Annotated in this window: 12 protein-coding genes; 8 read left to right on the forward strand and 4 right to left on the reverse strand. The window is 71.2% G+C overall.

Features of this window, described 5'->3' with window-relative positions:
- Positions 1-83 precede the first annotated feature (83 nt).
- Positions 84-1,430: a DUF4403 family protein gene (locus SY84_RS12640; protein WP_245621340.1), complete on the reverse strand. Its 1,347-nt coding sequence runs from the start codon at positions 1,428-1,430 to the stop codon at positions 84-86.
- 185 nt (positions 1,431-1,615) lie between these two features.
- Between SY84_RS12640 and SY84_RS12645 the strand changes: the two genes are divergently transcribed.
- From SY84_RS12645 to SY84_RS16000, 5 genes are all read left to right on the forward strand, one after another.
- Positions 1,616-2,452 carry an intradiol ring-cleavage dioxygenase gene (locus SY84_RS12645; RefSeq protein WP_046844302.1) on the forward strand — a complete coding sequence of 279 codons (837 nt, stop codon included), beginning with the start codon at positions 1,616-1,618 and terminating at the stop codon, positions 2,450-2,452.
- 28 nt (positions 2,453-2,480) lie between these two features.
- Positions 2,481-2,906: a secondary thiamine-phosphate synthase enzyme YjbQ gene (locus SY84_RS12650; protein WP_046844303.1), complete on the forward strand. Its 426-nt coding sequence runs from the start codon at positions 2,481-2,483 to the stop codon at positions 2,904-2,906.
- Positions 2,907-3,053: 147 nt separating this feature from the next.
- Positions 3,054-4,271, forward strand: coding sequence for an adenylosuccinate synthase (locus SY84_RS12655; protein ID WP_046844304.1), 1,218 nt, complete (start codon positions 3,054-3,056; stop codon positions 4,269-4,271).
- Between the two features lie 152 nt (positions 4,272-4,423).
- The gene (gene folE / locus SY84_RS12660) at positions 4,424-5,035 is read left to right on the forward strand and encodes a GTP cyclohydrolase I FolE (RefSeq protein ID WP_046845215.1); all 612 of its coding nucleotides are present in this window, start codon (positions 4,424-4,426) and stop codon (positions 5,033-5,035) included.
- A 190-nt stretch (positions 5,036-5,225) separates the two neighbouring features.
- Complete coding sequence (locus tag SY84_RS16000) at positions 5,226-7,904, forward strand: HD domain-containing phosphohydrolase (RefSeq protein ID WP_157882983.1); 2,679 nt, start codon at positions 5,226-5,228, stop codon at positions 7,902-7,904.
- Between the two features lie 182 nt (positions 7,905-8,086).
- Here SY84_RS16000 and sufU read toward each other — a convergent pair whose 3' ends face one another.
- Both sufU and SY84_RS12675 read right to left on the reverse strand, forming a co-directional pair.
- Complete coding sequence (gene sufU / locus SY84_RS12670) at positions 8,087-8,509, reverse strand: Fe-S cluster assembly sulfur transfer protein SufU (RefSeq protein ID WP_046844305.1); 423 nt, start codon at positions 8,507-8,509, stop codon at positions 8,087-8,089.
- Between the two features lie 4 nt (positions 8,510-8,513).
- Positions 8,514-9,692 (reverse strand): amidohydrolase, encoded by a 1,179-nt coding sequence (locus SY84_RS12675; RefSeq protein WP_046844306.1) that lies wholly within the window; start codon positions 9,690-9,692, stop codon positions 8,514-8,516.
- Between the two features lie 357 nt (positions 9,693-10,049).
- Between SY84_RS12675 and SY84_RS12680 the strand changes: the two genes are divergently transcribed.
- The gene (locus SY84_RS12680; protein WP_046845217.1) at positions 10,050-10,265 is read left to right on the forward strand and encodes a hypothetical protein; all 216 of its coding nucleotides are present in this window, start codon (positions 10,050-10,052) and stop codon (positions 10,263-10,265) included.
- A gap of 651 nt (positions 10,266-10,916) precedes the next feature.
- Entirely contained in the window at positions 10,917-12,467 is a 1,551-nt protein-coding gene (locus tag SY84_RS12685) for a S8 family peptidase (RefSeq protein WP_046844307.1), read from the forward strand.
- A gap of 71 nt (positions 12,468-12,538) precedes the next feature.
- Here SY84_RS12685 and SY84_RS16005 read toward each other — a convergent pair whose 3' ends face one another.
- Positions 12,539-13,351, reverse strand: a complete 813-nt coding sequence (locus tag SY84_RS16005) for an IclR family transcriptional regulator (protein ID WP_052751157.1) — start codon at positions 13,349-13,351, stop codon at positions 12,539-12,541.
- A gap of 74 nt (positions 13,352-13,425) precedes the next feature.
- Here SY84_RS16005 and SY84_RS12695 point away from each other — a divergent pair, with 74 nt between their 5' ends.
- Positions 13,426-15,243: a GGDEF domain-containing protein gene (locus tag SY84_RS12695; protein WP_046844308.1), complete on the forward strand. Its 1,818-nt coding sequence runs from the start codon at positions 13,426-13,428 to the stop codon at positions 15,241-15,243.
- Positions 15,244-15,278: the final 35 nt, after the last annotated feature.

Raw genomic sequence — 15,278 nt, forward strand, 5'->3', positions numbered from 1 at the left:
TGACACTCCTTGCTGGCCGCCGAAGCTCACCAGGGTTCCAGTGTGCGCCCTGAGCGCCCCGCCCGCACACCCAGACCCGACGCTCAGCGGACAGCGCGGCCCACGTCCACGCTGGCGTCCAGGGTCCCCAGCGCCTCGCCGGTCACGACCAGGGCGTCCGGCGTGACACGCACGTCCGTGACCTTCAGGGCGCGCAGCGTGCCGCCCAGGGTCACGCCGGGCGCCGGTGAGAACGGAAGCCGACCCTGAACCTGCGCCCGCACCGCGTCCAGGCGCGGCCGCAGGTCGAAACGGGCCGCCTGCGTCACGTAGGCCTGCGCGCGCGCGTCCGCCAGCCACGCCAGCACCCGCCCGGTCAGGCCCGCGCGGCGCGTCGTGACCGTCACGTTCCGCAGCGTCAGCACCTGCCCCGCCGCGTCCAGGGTGGGCGTGCCGCGCACGTCCGTCGTGGCGCTGAGCCGCAGGCCCAGCGGCCCGCTGATCTGAAGCTGCACGGCGGCGTTCAGCTGCGCCCCCTGTGGTGTCAGTGTCACGCCCGTGACCCGCAGCGTCGGCGAGGTCGGCACCGGAAGCGTCAGCGTGCGCCGCGCCGCCTCGCGCGTGGCGGCCGCCGACAGCTCCGGGTAGGGGAGACGCACCGGCACGCTGAGGTTCACGTCCGGGGTGAGCGTGTCGCTGCGGCGCAGGGCCGGGAGCGGCAGCGCCGCCTGCGTGGGCGCGCGGCCCAGCCCGGCGTCCAGGCGCAGCTGCGCGCCCAGCGTCACCTTCAGGGCGTCCGGCGTGAACCGGAACGGCGACACGCTCAGGTTCAGCGGCGTCACCCGCGCGTACGCGGCGTCCGGGGTGGGCAGCGCCCACGGCTGCTGCGCCCGCGCCCACAGGGTCCCCGCCCGCTCGCGCAGCCGCGCCTGTTCCCGCACGGCCGCGCGCACCTGCGCCGCCAGGGCGTCCAGCTGTGCCCGCACCTGCGCGTCCACCAGCGACTGCACGCTGACCCGCACGCCCTGCGCCAGCTCCACACTCAGCGGGTCGGTCCACGCGTAATCGCCGCGCACGGTCACGTCCGCCTCCCAGTCCGGCGTTATGGTCGGCACCACCGTCAGCGCCACGGTCGCCTCCCCCCCGAAATCCCGCGCCAGGAACGCCCCCACCCCGCCCGGCTCGGCGCGGAACGCCGCGCGGATCGGCACGCTGACCCGCAACCCCGAACCGTCCGGCAGCGCCTGCACCTGCACGTGCCCCGCCCGCGTCACCGTCCCCGACAGCGACACCCGCAGCAAGCCCCCCAGGAACGACCGGTCCTCGTTCACCCGCGCGAACTCCAGCGGCACCCGCGCATTCGCCGCGCCCTGCACCCCCGAGAGCGGCACCGACACCGGCACCGTGACCACCGAGGGAGCGGAAGCGGCCAGTGCAGCAGGAGCAGACATGAGAGCAGTCAACACCACCGGCGTGAGACCACGCATCAGGCGAACGGAGGAGCGGAGCACAGCAGAGGCGGGCATTCCCCAGACGCTACCCGGCCCGCATGAGGCCATACCCCGTGGATTAACCAAGCGTGACTACTCTCACGGTGCAGCGCCGGAGCCTGACCTGGGCGCGCAGAGGAGCCCCCATGAACGAGCCGATCCGCCCATACCCCGCCGACGACCACGACCACCACGACGACCTGAACAACCTGGGCCTGCAGGCCGACACGAACATGCTCGCGCGCAGCGTCCTCGACCGCCGCCACGTCCTGGGCCTGGGCCTGCTCGGCATCGGGCTGCTGGCCAGCAGCCGCGTCAGCGCCGCTACCGGCACCAGCGCCGCCTGCACCCCCATTCCCAGCGAGACGGCCGGGCCGTACCCTGCCGACGGGTCGGTCGCCAGCGGCCAGAGCCTGAACGTCCTGACCCGCAGCGGCGTCGTCCGCCGCGACCTGCGCGGCAGCCTCGGCACCGGCAACGTGGCGCCCGGCGTGCCCCTGACCCTCACGCTGAAACTCGTGAACACGAATGGCAGCTGCGCGCCCCTGCGCGGGTACGCCGTGTACGCCTGGCACTGCACCGCCGACGGCAACTACAGCATGTACAGCGCCCCCATCGTCGGCGAGGACTACCTGCGCGGCGTGCAGGTCAGCGACGCGGGCGGCAACGTCACCTTCCAGACTGTCGTGCCCGGCTGCTACCCCGGCCGCTGGCCCCACATCCACTTCGAGGTGTACCCCACCCTCGCCAGCGCCACGAACGCCCGCAACCGGATCCAGACGTCACAGCTGGCCCTCCCGCGGGCCATGTGCCAGCAGACGTACACCCAGGCCGCGTACGGCAGCAGCGCCCGCTTCCTCTCGCAGACCAGCCTGAGCCGCGACAACATCTTCAGCGACGGGTATGCCGCCCAGCTGCCCACGGTGACCGGGAACGCCACCAAGGGCTACTCGGCCACCCTGACCGTCGGCCTCGCCCGCTGACCACCGAAGGGCCCGTACCCTGAAGGGCATGTGGGCCCAGCACACCCTGACCCTTCCCGCGCGGCGGCGCGGCTTCCACCTCATCACCCGCGAGATCGTCGGGGCCGTCCCGGAACTGGGGCGGACCCGTGCCGGACTGCTGCACGTCTTCATTCAGCACACCAGCGCCAGCCTCACCCTGAACGAGAACGCCAGCCCCGACGTCCGCGCCGACTTCGAGACGTACTTCACCCACGCCGTGCCCGACGGCTGGGCGCCCTTCACGCACACGCTGGAAGGAGAGGACGACATGGCCGCGCACATCAAGGCCAGCCTCCTGGGCCCCAGCCTGACCCTGCCCGTCCAGCAGGGCCGCCTCGCGCTGGGCACGTGGCAGGGCGTGTACCTCTGCGAACACCGTGACCACGGCGGCCCAAGACGCCTGATCCTCACGCTGAACGGCGAGCCGATCTGACGGGCGGTCCACCCACAGTAAACAAGTCCTGCCGGATGGGCTGACATTTCCCGTACACTGAGGCACGGTGCTGCGCGCCGTGTTTTTTTTGCCGGGCTTCAGGCCGGGCGGAAGGGGCAAGTCTGTGCGCGTGGCCGGAGGGCTGAGATGCCTGGAATCGCAATTGTGGGCGCCCAGTGGGGCGATGAGGGCAAGGGGAAGATCACCGATTTTCTCGCGCCGGAAGCCGAGTTCGTGGTGCGCTACCAGGGCGGTGCGAACGCCGGGCACACGGTGACCGCCAAGGGGCAGACGTTCAAGCTGAACCTGCTGCCCAGCGGCGTGCTGCACGACGGGACCGTCAGCGTGCTGGGCGACGGCATGGTGATCGACCCGGACAAGTTCCTGGAGGAACGTCGCAACCTGATCGCGGGTGGCCTGAACCCGGACCTGCGGATCAGTGACCGGGCGCATCTGGTGCTGCCGCACCACAAGTTCGTGGATGGCCGCAAGGACTTCGTGGGAACGACCGGGCGCGGGATCGGCCCGGCGTACGCGGACCGCGCGCGCCGCGTGGGCATCCGCTTCGGGGATCTGCTGGACGACGGCGTGCTGACCGAGCGCGTGGAGCGGCTGCTGGAGGCCAAGCCGAACAGCACCCGTGACGCGGGCTGGACGTCCACGCAGGTGGCCATGGAGGCCCTGGCGCCGGTGCGTGAGGCCCTGTCGCCGTTCGTGCAGGACACCGGCGCGCAGCTGCGCGGGGCGATCAGGGACGGCCGGAACGTGCTGTTCGAGGGCGCGCAGGCGACCCTGCTGGACCTGAACTACGGCACGTACCCCTTCGTGACCAGCAGCCACCCCACGGTGGGCGGCATCCTGGTGGGCGCGGGCGTGAACCACAAGGCCATCCACAAGGTGTACGGCGTGGCGAAGGCGTTCAACACCCGTGTCGGGCACGGGCCGTTCGTCACGGAAGTGCATGACGAGGCCGGCATCCTGCGCCTGCGTGGGGACGGCAGCAAGCCCTGGGACGAGTACGGCACGACCACCGGGCGTCCGCGCCGGGTGGGCTGGCTGGACCTGGCGCTGCTGAAGTACGCGGTGGACGTGAACGGCCTGGACGGGCTGGTCATCAACAAGATGGACATCCTGGCGGGCCTGGACGAGATCCCGGTGTGCGTGGCATACGACGCGGACGGCCAGCCCGTCTGGAAGAAGATGAAGGGCTGGGCCACCACGGACGGCGCCGACAGCCGCGCGACCCTGGCGAAGGAAGCGCAGGCGTACCTGGACCTGATCGAGGAGACCGTGGGCTGCCCCGTGGTGATCTTCTCGGCGGGCCCGGCGCGGGAGCAGACGTACGGCGAGGTCAGCTGGACGTAGCGGCAGCGCGTTCGGGGCGGGAGAGGTTCCCTGACTGGGGGACTTCTCCCGCTTCGCCTGCAAGGCATTTGACAGTTGACGGGCCGCGCGGGGGCCTACACTCCGCGCATTCATGTTCGCGCCGCTGAGTGCGGGGTGAGAAGGAGAGGGTCATGACGATAGAACCGCTGATCAGCGCCGCTGACGAGAAGCAGGAGGTGCCGGGCCTGCGCGCCCTGACGCACGACTGGCTGGGGGCCATCGGGGAAGACCCGGACCGTGAGGGGCTGCTCAAGACCCCTCACCGGGTCGCGAAGGCCTGGGGGTTCCTGACCGCCGGCTACCAGAAGACGCTGCACGAGGCGGTGGGAGACGCGGTGTTCGCCGCGGACGGCAGCGAGATGGTCATCGTGAAGGACATTGAGTTCTACTCCATGTGCGAGCACCACATGCTGCCCTTCTACGGCCGGGCGCACATCGCGTACATTCCGGACGGGAAGATCCTGGGCCTGAGCAAGTTCGCGCGGATCGTGGACCTGTACTCCCGCCGCCTGCAGGTGCAGGAGCGCATCACCACGCAGGTCGCGGACGCCGTGCAGGAACTCCTCGCGCCCAGGGGCGTGGCGGTCATGATGGAAGGCGTGCACCTGTGCATGGCGATGCGCGGCGTGCAGAAGCAGAACAGCAGCACCTCCACCAGTGCCATGCGCGGCCTGTTCAAGAGTGACGCCCGCACCCGCGCGGAGTTCATGAGTGCCGTGCAGGGCACCCTCCGGGGCCGCTGAGCGGGCTACCTGGGCGCGCCGGGGTGCAGGCAGGGAGGACCGGGACCGATGGGCACGGTCCCCTGCTGCTGAACTCCCTGGGCTGCTGAACCACAGGTGGCGCCGCGCGGGGGCGGGTCGTTCAGGACCGCGGCGCGTGAGAGGCATGTAAGGCGCCGGGGCATACGCTGGGACCCGTGCCGAGGTGGACGTGCTGCTGAACCTGTGTCTGCTCCTCACCGCTGCCTTCGCGCTGAGCCTGTCGTACCGCGAGTGGCCGGTGCGGCGCGCGCCTCTGGCCCACTGGGGGCGGGTGGCGTTCGCGGCGCTGACGGCGCTGCTGCTCGTGTGGTACAGCGCCCCCGTGGGAGACCTGAAGGTCGACCTGCGGTACGTGCCGGTGGCGCTTGTCACGCTGCGCTACGGGATCGGGCCGGGGGCTCTGGTGGCGCTGGGCCCGGTGGTGTGGCGCCTGCTGGACTCCGAGACGGGCGGCGCAGTCGCGCTGGCGAACGCCCTGAGCGTCCTGCTGCTGGGCAGCGTGCTGCGCGCGCGGCTGAACCTCAAGCAGCTGCGCGTATCACAGTGGCCGACGCTGCTCATTCCCTACCTGGGCGTGGGAGTGGCCGTGTTTGTGGTGCCGGGCGCGCAGCTGCTTGCGCCGTGGCTGTACCTCGGTATGCTGGCCCTGCACGGCGTGGCGACCCTGGCGGTCCTGGGGGTGCTCAGCGCGCGCCTGCAACTGCTGCGCCTGACCTTCGAGGCGCGCCAGCAGTCCCGGCAGGACGACCTGACTGGTCTGGGCAACCGGCAGGCGTTCGACGAGCAGCTGGCGCGGCTGCCGGTCGGGGAGCAGCTGGTCCTGCTGGACGTCGACCAGTTCCGCCGCCTGAACGAGGAGCACGGGACAGCCGTGGGCGACCGGGCGCTGCGCTACATCGCGCAGGTGCTGCGCGACGAGGTCGGCGAGGACGCCTACCGCCTGAGCGGTGAGGAGTTCGCGCTGCTGCTGGACCTGGGCAGCGAGACCGCCGCCCGCGCGGTCGTGGAGCGCGTGCAGGCCCGACTGGCTGATTCCGGCGAGGTGCCCTGGGCGAACCTGAGCGTCTCGGCTGGGCTCGCGACGCGCCTGCCCCGCGAGCAGCCGGGCGAACTGCGCCACCGCGCGGACGAGGCGCTGTACCTCGCCAAGGCGAACGGCCGCAACCGGCTGGTGCTCAGCCCGAACGTGCCGCGTCCCACGCTGGCCCCCGACACCCCGGCGGACATCCGGCCGCGCCATTCCCTGTGGCAGGCGCAGCGGGCCACCGTGACCCTGCTCACGCAGCGCCGACCCCTGACCGACACCGACTGGCTGGAGGTTCTGCGCGGCGCAGTGGATACCCTGGACGGCGTGGAGGCCGCCAGCCTGAACATCCGTGAGGGCAACCGCTTCCGGATGTGCGCGGTGGTGGCGTACGACCCGGACCTCCTGGGCCTGGAGTTTACGGAGGCCGCGCAACTGCGCTGGTACGGCGGCCCGGCCGAGGACTGGCAGCGCGGTAAGCCGCGCGTGGCCACCATGAGCGACATGCAGCGCGCCTGGCTGGACGAGGAGAGCGTGGTGCACGCGCCAGACAGTGAACGGCTTGCCCGCGCCGGGCACCGCGAGCGGCTGCGCACGAACCTGTGCGTGCCGGTCGTGCTGGACGGCGAGGTGGTCGCGCACCTGAACCTCGATTCCCTGTCAAAGGAGGACGCCTTCCCGGCGGGCGTGATGCAGGACGCGCAGCTCTTCGCGCAGCAGATCGCGGCGCTGCTGCAACTCCAGGACCGCTGGCGGGAACTCGAACAGCTGTCACACCTGCACGCGCACCTGAGCCGCGCGGATGACGAGCAACTGGCCGCGCACCTCGCGGAGACGGCGCACGACCTGCTGCGCACCACGTACACGCTGCTCATGCGCTACGACCCCTACGCGGACACCCTCATCCCGGCGGCCGAGGCAGGGCTGGGCGTGAACCCACTGGAGGCGCCGCCCACCCTGGCGCGCGGCGAGGGTATGGCGTGGCGCGCGCTGTCGGCAGGGCAGGTGATCCGCGTGGACGACATCCTCACGGCGCGCGGCGCGTTCCGCCCGCAGGTCAGTCACCCGGAGCGGCGGGCCCTGATGGTCGTGCCGCTCCTGTCACGCACAGGCGACCCGCTGGGCGCGCTGTGCCTGCTGCGGGACCTGTCCCGGCCCTTTCGCACGCCGGACGAGGCGCTGGCGCAGATGCTCGCCATTGTGGGGGCGCGCGTCATGGAGGGCCGCGCGCACGTCACGGATCTGGAGGTCACGCTGGACGCCGCCCTGACCATGCTGGGCGTCGCGCTTGAGGCGCGGGACTTCGAGACGCAGGGCCACACGCAGCGCGTGCAGGACCTCGCGCGGCGCATGGGCGAGGCGCTGCAACTGGGCGGCCCGCAGCTGACGGCCCTGCGGCGCGGCGCGGCCCTGCACGACATCGGGAAGCTGTGCATCCCGGACGCCGTGCTGCTCAAGCCCGGCATGCTCAGCGCCGAGGAACGCGCGGTGGTCGAGCAGCACGCGCCACTGGGCGCCGCCCTGGTGGCCCGCATTCCGTTCCTGGAGCCCGAGGCGCAGCAGGTGGTCCGCTCGCACCATGAACGCTGGGACGGCAGCGGGTATCCGGACGGTCTGGCGGGCACCCAGACGCCGCTGCTGGCGCGCCTGTTTGCGCTGTGCGACGTGTACGACGCGCTGATCAGTGAGCGGCCGTACAAGCGCGCCATGAGCCACGAGGCGGCGCTGGCGGTCCTGCGTGACGGGCGCGGCACGCAGTTCGATCCGGATCTGCTGGACCTGTTCTGCCAGGTGGTCGCGCCCCGGCCCGGCGTGGAGTCCTGACCGCAGAATTCAAAGGTATTGAGGGTATCTCTCAGTACTGTTGAATCGAGCAGAGCGGGCACTGAGAGAGACAGCGGTCGGCAATGGCGTTGAAGGGCGTGGTGTTGGCCCTTCAGCGGAACTGAAAACCGCTGTGACTGCGAAGGGCCCGGCGGCGCGCGTCGCCCGGGGTCCTCTCGCGGTCAGGCCTTCCGGTGAAGTGTCTGCTCCAGCGCCTGCCAGGGCAGCAGCGCGCACTTGCGCCGCGCGTGCAGGCGGCTGACGCCCGCCAGGGCCAGCAGGTCGCCCAGGTCGGGCGTGCCCTCGGCGTCACCCATGACCATCGCGCGGAACTGCCCGGTCAGCGCCTGCGCTTCGGGCAGCGTCTTTCCGGTCAGGGCGACGGTCATCAGGCTGGCGCTGCTCTGACTGATCGCGCAACCCTTCCCGCTGAAGGTCAGGCCCGTGATCCGGCCGCCCTGCACATCGGCCCAAACGGTCACCTGATCCCCGCAGCCCGGGTTGTCCAGCGTGATCCCCTCCACGCCTTCGAGTGGGCCAGTGTGGCGCGGGCGGCGCTGGTGGTCGGCGATGATCTGCTTGGCGACCGTCTCGGGCAGCTGCACGGTCTTACTCCGGGCGGGCGAGGCGCAGCGCGGCCGCGCGCAGCATCTCCACGCCGGTCTCCAGGCTGGTCTCGTCGATGGTGAAGCGCGGGTGGTGGTGCGGCCAGCGGCTGTCAGCCTCGTCGCTGCCTGAGCCGACGTTGAAGTACGCGCCCGGGGCTTTTTCCAGGTACGCGCTGAAATCCTCGCCGCCCATGGTGGGACGCGCGTCCCGGAAGCGCTCTGCGCCCACCACGTCCAGCGCGATGTCCTTCAGCTGCGCCGCCACCCAGTCGGTGTTGATCAGCGGTCGGTACCCGAACTCGTAGCGCAGGTCGTACGTCGCGCCGTGCGCGTCGCAGATGCCCCGGACCACCCGTTCGATCAGCTGCGGGGCCCGTTCGCGCAGCGCCGGATCGAAGGTGCGGACCGTGCCCATCAGCTCGGCCGTGTCGGGAATGACGTTGTGGGTGGTGCCGCTCGTGAACTTCGTGACGCTGACCACCAGCGCGTCCTGCGCGGCGACCATACGGCTCACGACATGTTGGAGGTTCGTCACGACCTGCGCGCCCACCGCGATGGGATCCACCGTCTCCTCGGGATGCGCGCCGTGCCCACCCTTGCCACGAATCGTGAGTTCCAGCATGTCCGGCGCGGCCATGAACGCCCCGGGTTTCACGGCGACCACACCGGCAGGCAGCTGGCTGTTCAGGTGCAGGCCCGTCACGACGTCCACGCCGTCCATCAGCGGGGTGTTCATGACCAGTTCCTCGGCGCCGCCCGGGCCGATCTCCTCGGCATGCTGGAAGATCATGCGGACCTCGCCCGGCACGTGAGCCGCGTCCCCGGACAGCAGCTGCGCCACACCCAGCAGGATCGCCGTGTGCCCGTCGTGCCCGCAGGCGTGCATCACGCCGGGGGTTCTGGAGGCGAACTCGAAGGTGTTCTCCTCGTGGATGGGCAGCGCGTCGATGTCGGCCCGCAGCAGCACGGTGCGGCCCGGCAGGTCACCCTTCAGGATGGCCAGCACGCTGGTCGCCGTGGGACGCGACACGCTCAGGCCCGGCATCTTCCGCAGTTCGGCCTCGATGTACGCGGCCGTCCCGTGCTCCTCGAAGCCCACCTCGGGGTTCATGTGCAGGTGCCTGCGCCACGCCACGAGCTGCTCGCGAAGTCCTTCCACCCGGTCCTGAGTTGCGGTCATGCCCCAGCCTAGCGCCTGACGCGCCGGGGCGTCTGCCCGTCGCCCCCCCATTCCGCCAGCGTGGACATGCCCATGACCGCCCCGGGAGACGCCCGCAGTCAGGCCAGCCAGGACGCCCTGAGCGCCGCCGATGAACTGGACCGCGCCGCCGCACACCTGCGCACGGCCGCCATATGGCCGTCGGTGAGGTACCGCGCTACGCCTCTCATCTGCTGGCTGCGTGGGGGCCCTGCCGGCCGGACAGACGCTGGACGTCCTGGCGACCACCCACGCGCGCCGCAGCCAGACCGGGCATCTCTGAAGGAACCTGAGTTGCCCCTCAGCAACTTTCCTGCCCCGCATGTCGTAATGGAGGACATGAAGAACCGCACCCGCGTGAAGAGCAGATCCGGCAAGCTGGGCCTCATCCTGGCCGCCGCACCCGTCGTTCTGGAACTCGTTGTCGCCGCCCGCAACGGCCAGAAGAAACGCGCCAAGTACACCCGCGCCCGCAAACGCGACCGCGTGATCGACTCGCTGCTCAGCCGCGCGCAGCGGGCCGTCGGGAAGCCCGGTAAACGCCGTTTCTTCTGAGGGCAGACTGTAGAGGTCTCGAGGGTATCCCTGGGGACCTCTGACCAATTGGATGCGTAGAGCAGCGTGGCAGCGCGGGGGCCAGCGCACACCATCGACTGGCAGCGCAGTCTCGGCGCGTACTGCGGGTTGCCGGTGGACCTGAACACCACTGGGACAACCTGCGGGGCGGCCGGTCGGTGGCAGCCGGCTGAGCCGTCGGGCATTGCGGGAGACCAGGGGTTTCCTGGGGGGAGGAGGTCGGGTGCAGTCGCCCAGACCTCCTTCTGCTGCTGTTGGCCGTCAGGAGCGGGCGTGATCGTGTGCTCCCGGCGGTCCGTACGCTGAGCAGTCCAGACGATCCGGAAGTAGAGCGTTCCTGGGGGTGAAACCCAGGAGCCCGGTCGCACCGGGGTCTGCTGAGCGGTTCACAGACGCACTCCTGAGGCCCGGCCCTGTCGTGAGGGCGGCGTGCAGGACCAACGCGGTGCGGGCAGGCGAGTGTCATGTTGGTGAGAGCATCTCACTGAGCAAATGATGTATAGACAAGAAAAACGTTTCAATAGATGAAACGCATACAACTGTCATGTCTGCTCAATGTCATACGCCGCCGCCCGCAGGGCAGGCCACCTGGCGCCATGTGAACGGCGCCGGGTGCTCAGGAGGAACCGCATGAATGCACGTCACGCCGCCACCATCCTCACCTTGACCGGTCTTCTCGCCTCCTGCGGTCAGCAGGCCCACCCCCAGACCGCCCTGCCCACCACCGACGCCGCCAGCCGCACCCGCACCCAGGCCCCCGTGCTCGGCCAGAACACTCCCGAGGCCATTCCCGGCCAGTACATCGTCGTCATGAGCGCCGGGGCCACCGCCAGCGCCCTGGCCAGCCAGAGCGGCGGTCTCGTCCAGGCCCTCGGGCTCGACCCGCAGGGCGTCAGCATCCTGAGCGTGTACACCCAGGCACTCAACGGCTTCGCCGTGAAACTCAACGCGCAGAATCTCGCAAGACTACAGGCCGATCCCCGGGTCAAATACATCCAGCAGGACTCTGTCGCCCACGCCACCGCCACGCAGAGCAGCGCCACCTGGGGCCTCGACCGCATCGACCAGCGCGACCGGCCCCTGAGCGGCACGTACACCTACGACACCACCGCCAGCGGCGTGAAGGTCTACATCATCGACACCGGCATCCGCACCAGCCACGGTCAGTTCGCCGGACGCGCCACCTGGGGCACCAACACCACCGGCGACGGCCAGAACACCGACTGCAACGGACACGGCACGCACGTCGCGGGCACCGTCGGCGGCAGCACCTACGGCGTCGCCAAGGGCGCCAGCCTGATCGCCGTGAAAGTCCTGAACTGCTCCGGATCCGGCTCGTTCTCCGGCATCATCTCCGGGATCGACTGGGCCGTCAGCAACAAGGGCAGCGCCACCGCCATCGCCAACCTGAGCCTGGGCGGCGGCAAGGACCAGGCCGTGAACGACGCCGTCAGCAACGCCAACAGCAGAGGCCTGTTCATGGCCGTCGCCGCCGGGAACGACAACAGGGACGCCTGCGCCTACAGCCCTGCCAGTTCCGCCGGGGCCTTCACGGTCGGCTCCACCGACAGCAGCGACGTGCGCAGCACCTTCAGCAACTACGGCAGCTGCGTCGAACTCTTCGGGCCCGGTACGAACATCACCAGCTCCTGGTACACCAACGACAGCGCCACGAACACCATCAGCGGCACGTCGATGGCCACCCCGCACGTCGCGGGCGCCGCCGCGCTGGTCCTCGCGCAGAACACCGGGTACAGCACCAGCCAGATCGCCAGCGCGCTGCTGAACGCGTCGTCCGCGAACAAGATCAGCAACGTCGGCACCGGCAGTCCCAACAAGCTGCTGTTCACGAACCCCGGCAGCGGCAGCACCCCCACGCCCACGCCCGGCACGACCTATCAGGGCACCGTGAACGCCGGCTACAGCGCCTACGAACCCAGGAGTGCGGGGTACTTCCAGTACGCGGGCGGCACCCTGAAAGGCGTGCTGACCGGCCCCAGCGGCACGGACTTCGACCTGTACCTCCAGAAATGGAACGGCAGCGCCTGGGCGGACGTGGCAGCCGCCGAGGGCAGCACCAGCAGCGAAACCATCACGTACACCGCCGCGAGCGGGTATTACCGCTGGCAGATCTACGCGTACAGCGGCAGCGGCGCGTACAGCCTCACCGAGACCCGCTAACACCGTTCATTCCAGCCGCGTGGGGGGGCCTGTTCACAGGGGAGCAGGCCCCCCCACGCGTGCGGCCCGCTTCAGCCGGGCAGGCGGGCGCGGGCGTCCAGGAAGAACGCGGCGTCCCCGGCCCAGGGCCGCAGGTATCCCATGTCGTGCGACACGCGCCGCGCCGCGTCGCACAGCGCAGAGAGGGCCGGGGCCGCACCTGCCCAGTCCGGCTGGCCCGGCCAGGAGACGCTCAGGGCGGCCACGAGCGTCCCGCCGGACCGGAAGACCGGGGCGGCCACCTGGGTCACGCCGCCCGGCAGGTCGTCCGCGCGCGGCGCGGACAGCCACGCGCGGCGCGTCACCTGATCGAGGGCGTCCAGCGCGGGCCGCGCCGCACCCGCCTCGCCGAACAGCCGCTCGCGCAGGGACAGGGGCGCGAACGCCAGCAGCAGCCGCCCCGACGGGTCACGCAGCACGTCCCGCCGCTCACCGGGGACCACGGGCGCAGCGCCGCCGACCGGCAGGACCTCGGTGTACAGGGTTGTCTGCTCGTCCAGCACCGCCCACGCGACGCTCAGGCCCGTGCGCTCGCGCAGGTGCTCCATGTGCGCCAGCGCCACGTTCAGCGGCGGGGCGTGCACCTGCACGTGCGCCTTCATGGCAATGAAGGCCCCGCCCAGCCGGTACGTGTCCCCTTCGCGGCGCAGCAGGTCGTACTTACCCAGCACCCGCAGCGCGCGCAGACAGCTGGCCTTCGGCAGCCCGCTGGCCCGCGCGAGGTTCGCCAGCGTCCACTGCGGCTGCTGCGGGGTGAAGAACGTCAGCAGGTACAGGGGCCGCTCCAGGGTCGGGATGGCCGAAGCCTCCCGCACCTGCTGCGCCCCCTGCACCGCCCCCGTCATCCTGGGAGGCATCGTACTTCACCGCGCGGGCATTCAGGACGCCGTGACGGGCGCCCCACTAGACTCCGGGAACCATGACCTCCGATCCCCGCGAGCTGGAACGCCGCCTGCGCGGCGCGCGCGGTCAGCCGCGCCTGCGGGCGCTGCTGGAACTCGCCGCGAGCCTGTGGGACAAGAACCCGGCCGAGGCAGTGCGCCGCGCCGGGGACGCCGCCACGCTGGCCCGGCGTCTGAATGACCCGGGCGGGCTGGCCCGCGCCACGCTGGAACTCGGACGCGGCCAGTCCCGCCTGGGGGAGTACGACGCGGCGCGCGCCACGCTGCACGAGGCGGTGCGGCTGCACGAACACGTGCACGACGACCTGGGACTGGCGCGCAGCTGGATGGGCCTGGGCACCGTCCGCTCGAACCTGGGCGAACTGCCGCAGGCGCTCGAGGCGCACTTCGCGGCGCAGACCCTCTTTGAGCGGGCGCGCAGCGACTGGTTCCTGAGTGCGTGCCTGAACAACCTTGGCATCGTGTACCAGCGGCTGGACGACCAGACGACCGCCATGAACTACAGCCTACAGGCGCTGCGACTGGCGACCGGGGCGGGCAACACCGTCGTGCAGATCGCCGCGACGAACAACGTCGGGAACGTCGCCATGGAGATGGAACGCCACGAGGAGGCGCTGTCCTACCAGACGCAGGCGCTGCACCTGGCGCGCGTACACGGCAGTCCGTACAACGAGATCGTGGCCCTGACGAACCTGGGTATCCTGCACGGCCGCCTGGGCCAGTTCCCGCAGGCCCTGACGCACCTGGGTCACGCCGAGGAACTCGCCGGGGCGGCCAGCGACCTGGACAACCTGATCGAGGTGCACGCCGAACTGGGGCACATCCACCAGCAGTCCGGACAGCTGCCGGACGCCCTGCGGGCCTACGCGCGCGCACTGCACCTCGTGGGCCGCATGGGTGACTTCTACCTGGAGGCGCGGCTGCACCTGCGCCGGGGCGATACCCTGATGCGCCTGCACGACCCGGCGGGAGCGCAGGAGGCCCTGCACCGCGCGCTGCACCTGGCCGGGCGGGTCGGGGCGGACGTGATCGCCAGCGGCGCGCACCGCTCGCTGAGTGACCTGCACGAGCAGACCGGCGAACCGGGCCGGGCGCTGACGCACCTGCGCGAGCACCTGCGCCTGACCGACGCGCTGGGCCGCGCGGACGCCGAACGCCGCAGCGCCGTGCGCCTGATCGAGCACGAGACCGAACGCAGCCGTCAGGTGGCCGCCGAGCAGCGTGAACTGCTGCGTCAACTGAGCCTCGCTCGCCCGGACCGCGCCGGGGAGGCGGAGCGGCAGGCCAGTCAGGCTGGTCTGGACGCCCTGACCGGCCTGCCGGATCGCCGCGCCCTGGAGGGCCGCCTGCACGCCGCCTTCGAGGCCGCCCGCGCCCGGCTTCAACCGCTGGCCGTGGCCGTGCTGGCCCCCGAGACACCCACCCCGCTGACGGGCGCACCCGCCGACGACCTGCGCCGCGTCCTGGCCGGTCATCTGCGCGATCGCCTGCGCCGCTGCGACACCGTGGCCCGCCTGGACGACGGGACGTTCGCGCTGCTGCTCCCGGACACGCCCCCGGACGGCGCGCTGATCCTGTGCGAGCGGCTGCGGGCCAGCGTGCGGGCCCTGCGCGGCACACCCCTGCCTGCCCGCGTCACGCTGGGCGTGGGCCTGTGCACCGACACGGGCTGCGCGCACCCGGAGGACATGCTCGACCGCGCCGCGCAGCTGCTGTACGCCGCGCGGGCCGCCGGGCCCGACCGCGTCGCCACGGACTTCAGCGCCGCCGCTGGAGCCCAACCCGCAGAAGGTGGAGGGCCGCGCCGGGGCAGGGCACCTCTGAAGAACACCTGAAGTGCGCCCGCACCAGCCTGCCCCGGCCCCGCCCG

The organism is Deinococcus soli (ex Cha et al. 2016), from assembly GCF_001007995.1.
GTDB lineage: Bacteria > Deinococcota > Deinococci > Deinococcales > Deinococcaceae > Deinococcus > Deinococcus soli.

Coding starts and splice junctions, on each gene's coding strand:
- SY84_RS12650 (WP_046844303.1), top strand. CDS start 2,481: ATGTGGGCCCAGCACACCCTGACCCTTCCCGCGCGGCGGCGCGGCTTC.
- SY84_RS12695 (WP_046844308.1), top strand. CDS start 13,426: ATGACCTCCGATCCCCGCGAGCTGGAACGCCGCCTGCGCGGCGCGCGC.
- SY84_RS12685 (WP_046844307.1), top strand. CDS start 10,917: ATGAATGCACGTCACGCCGCCACCATCCTCACCTTGACCGGTCTTCTC.
- SY84_RS12680 (WP_046845217.1), top strand. CDS start 10,050: ATGAAGAACCGCACCCGCGTGAAGAGCAGATCCGGCAAGCTGGGCCTC.
- SY84_RS12640 (WP_245621340.1), bottom strand. CDS start 1,430: ATGTCTGCTCCTGCTGCACTGGCCGCTTCCGCTCCCTCGGTGGTCACG.
- SY84_RS16005 (WP_052751157.1), bottom strand. CDS start 13,351: ATGACGGGGGCGGTGCAGGGGGCGCAGCAGGTGCGGGAGGCTTCGGCC.
- SY84_RS12675 (WP_046844306.1), bottom strand. CDS start 9,692: ATGACCGCAACTCAGGACCGGGTGGAAGGACTTCGCGAGCAGCTCGTG.
- SY84_RS12655 (WP_046844304.1), top strand. CDS start 3,054: ATGCCTGGAATCGCAATTGTGGGCGCCCAGTGGGGCGATGAGGGCAAG.
- SY84_RS12645 (WP_046844302.1), top strand. CDS start 1,616: ATGAACGAGCCGATCCGCCCATACCCCGCCGACGACCACGACCACCAC.
- folE (WP_046845215.1), top strand. CDS start 4,424: ATGACGATAGAACCGCTGATCAGCGCCGCTGACGAGAAGCAGGAGGTG.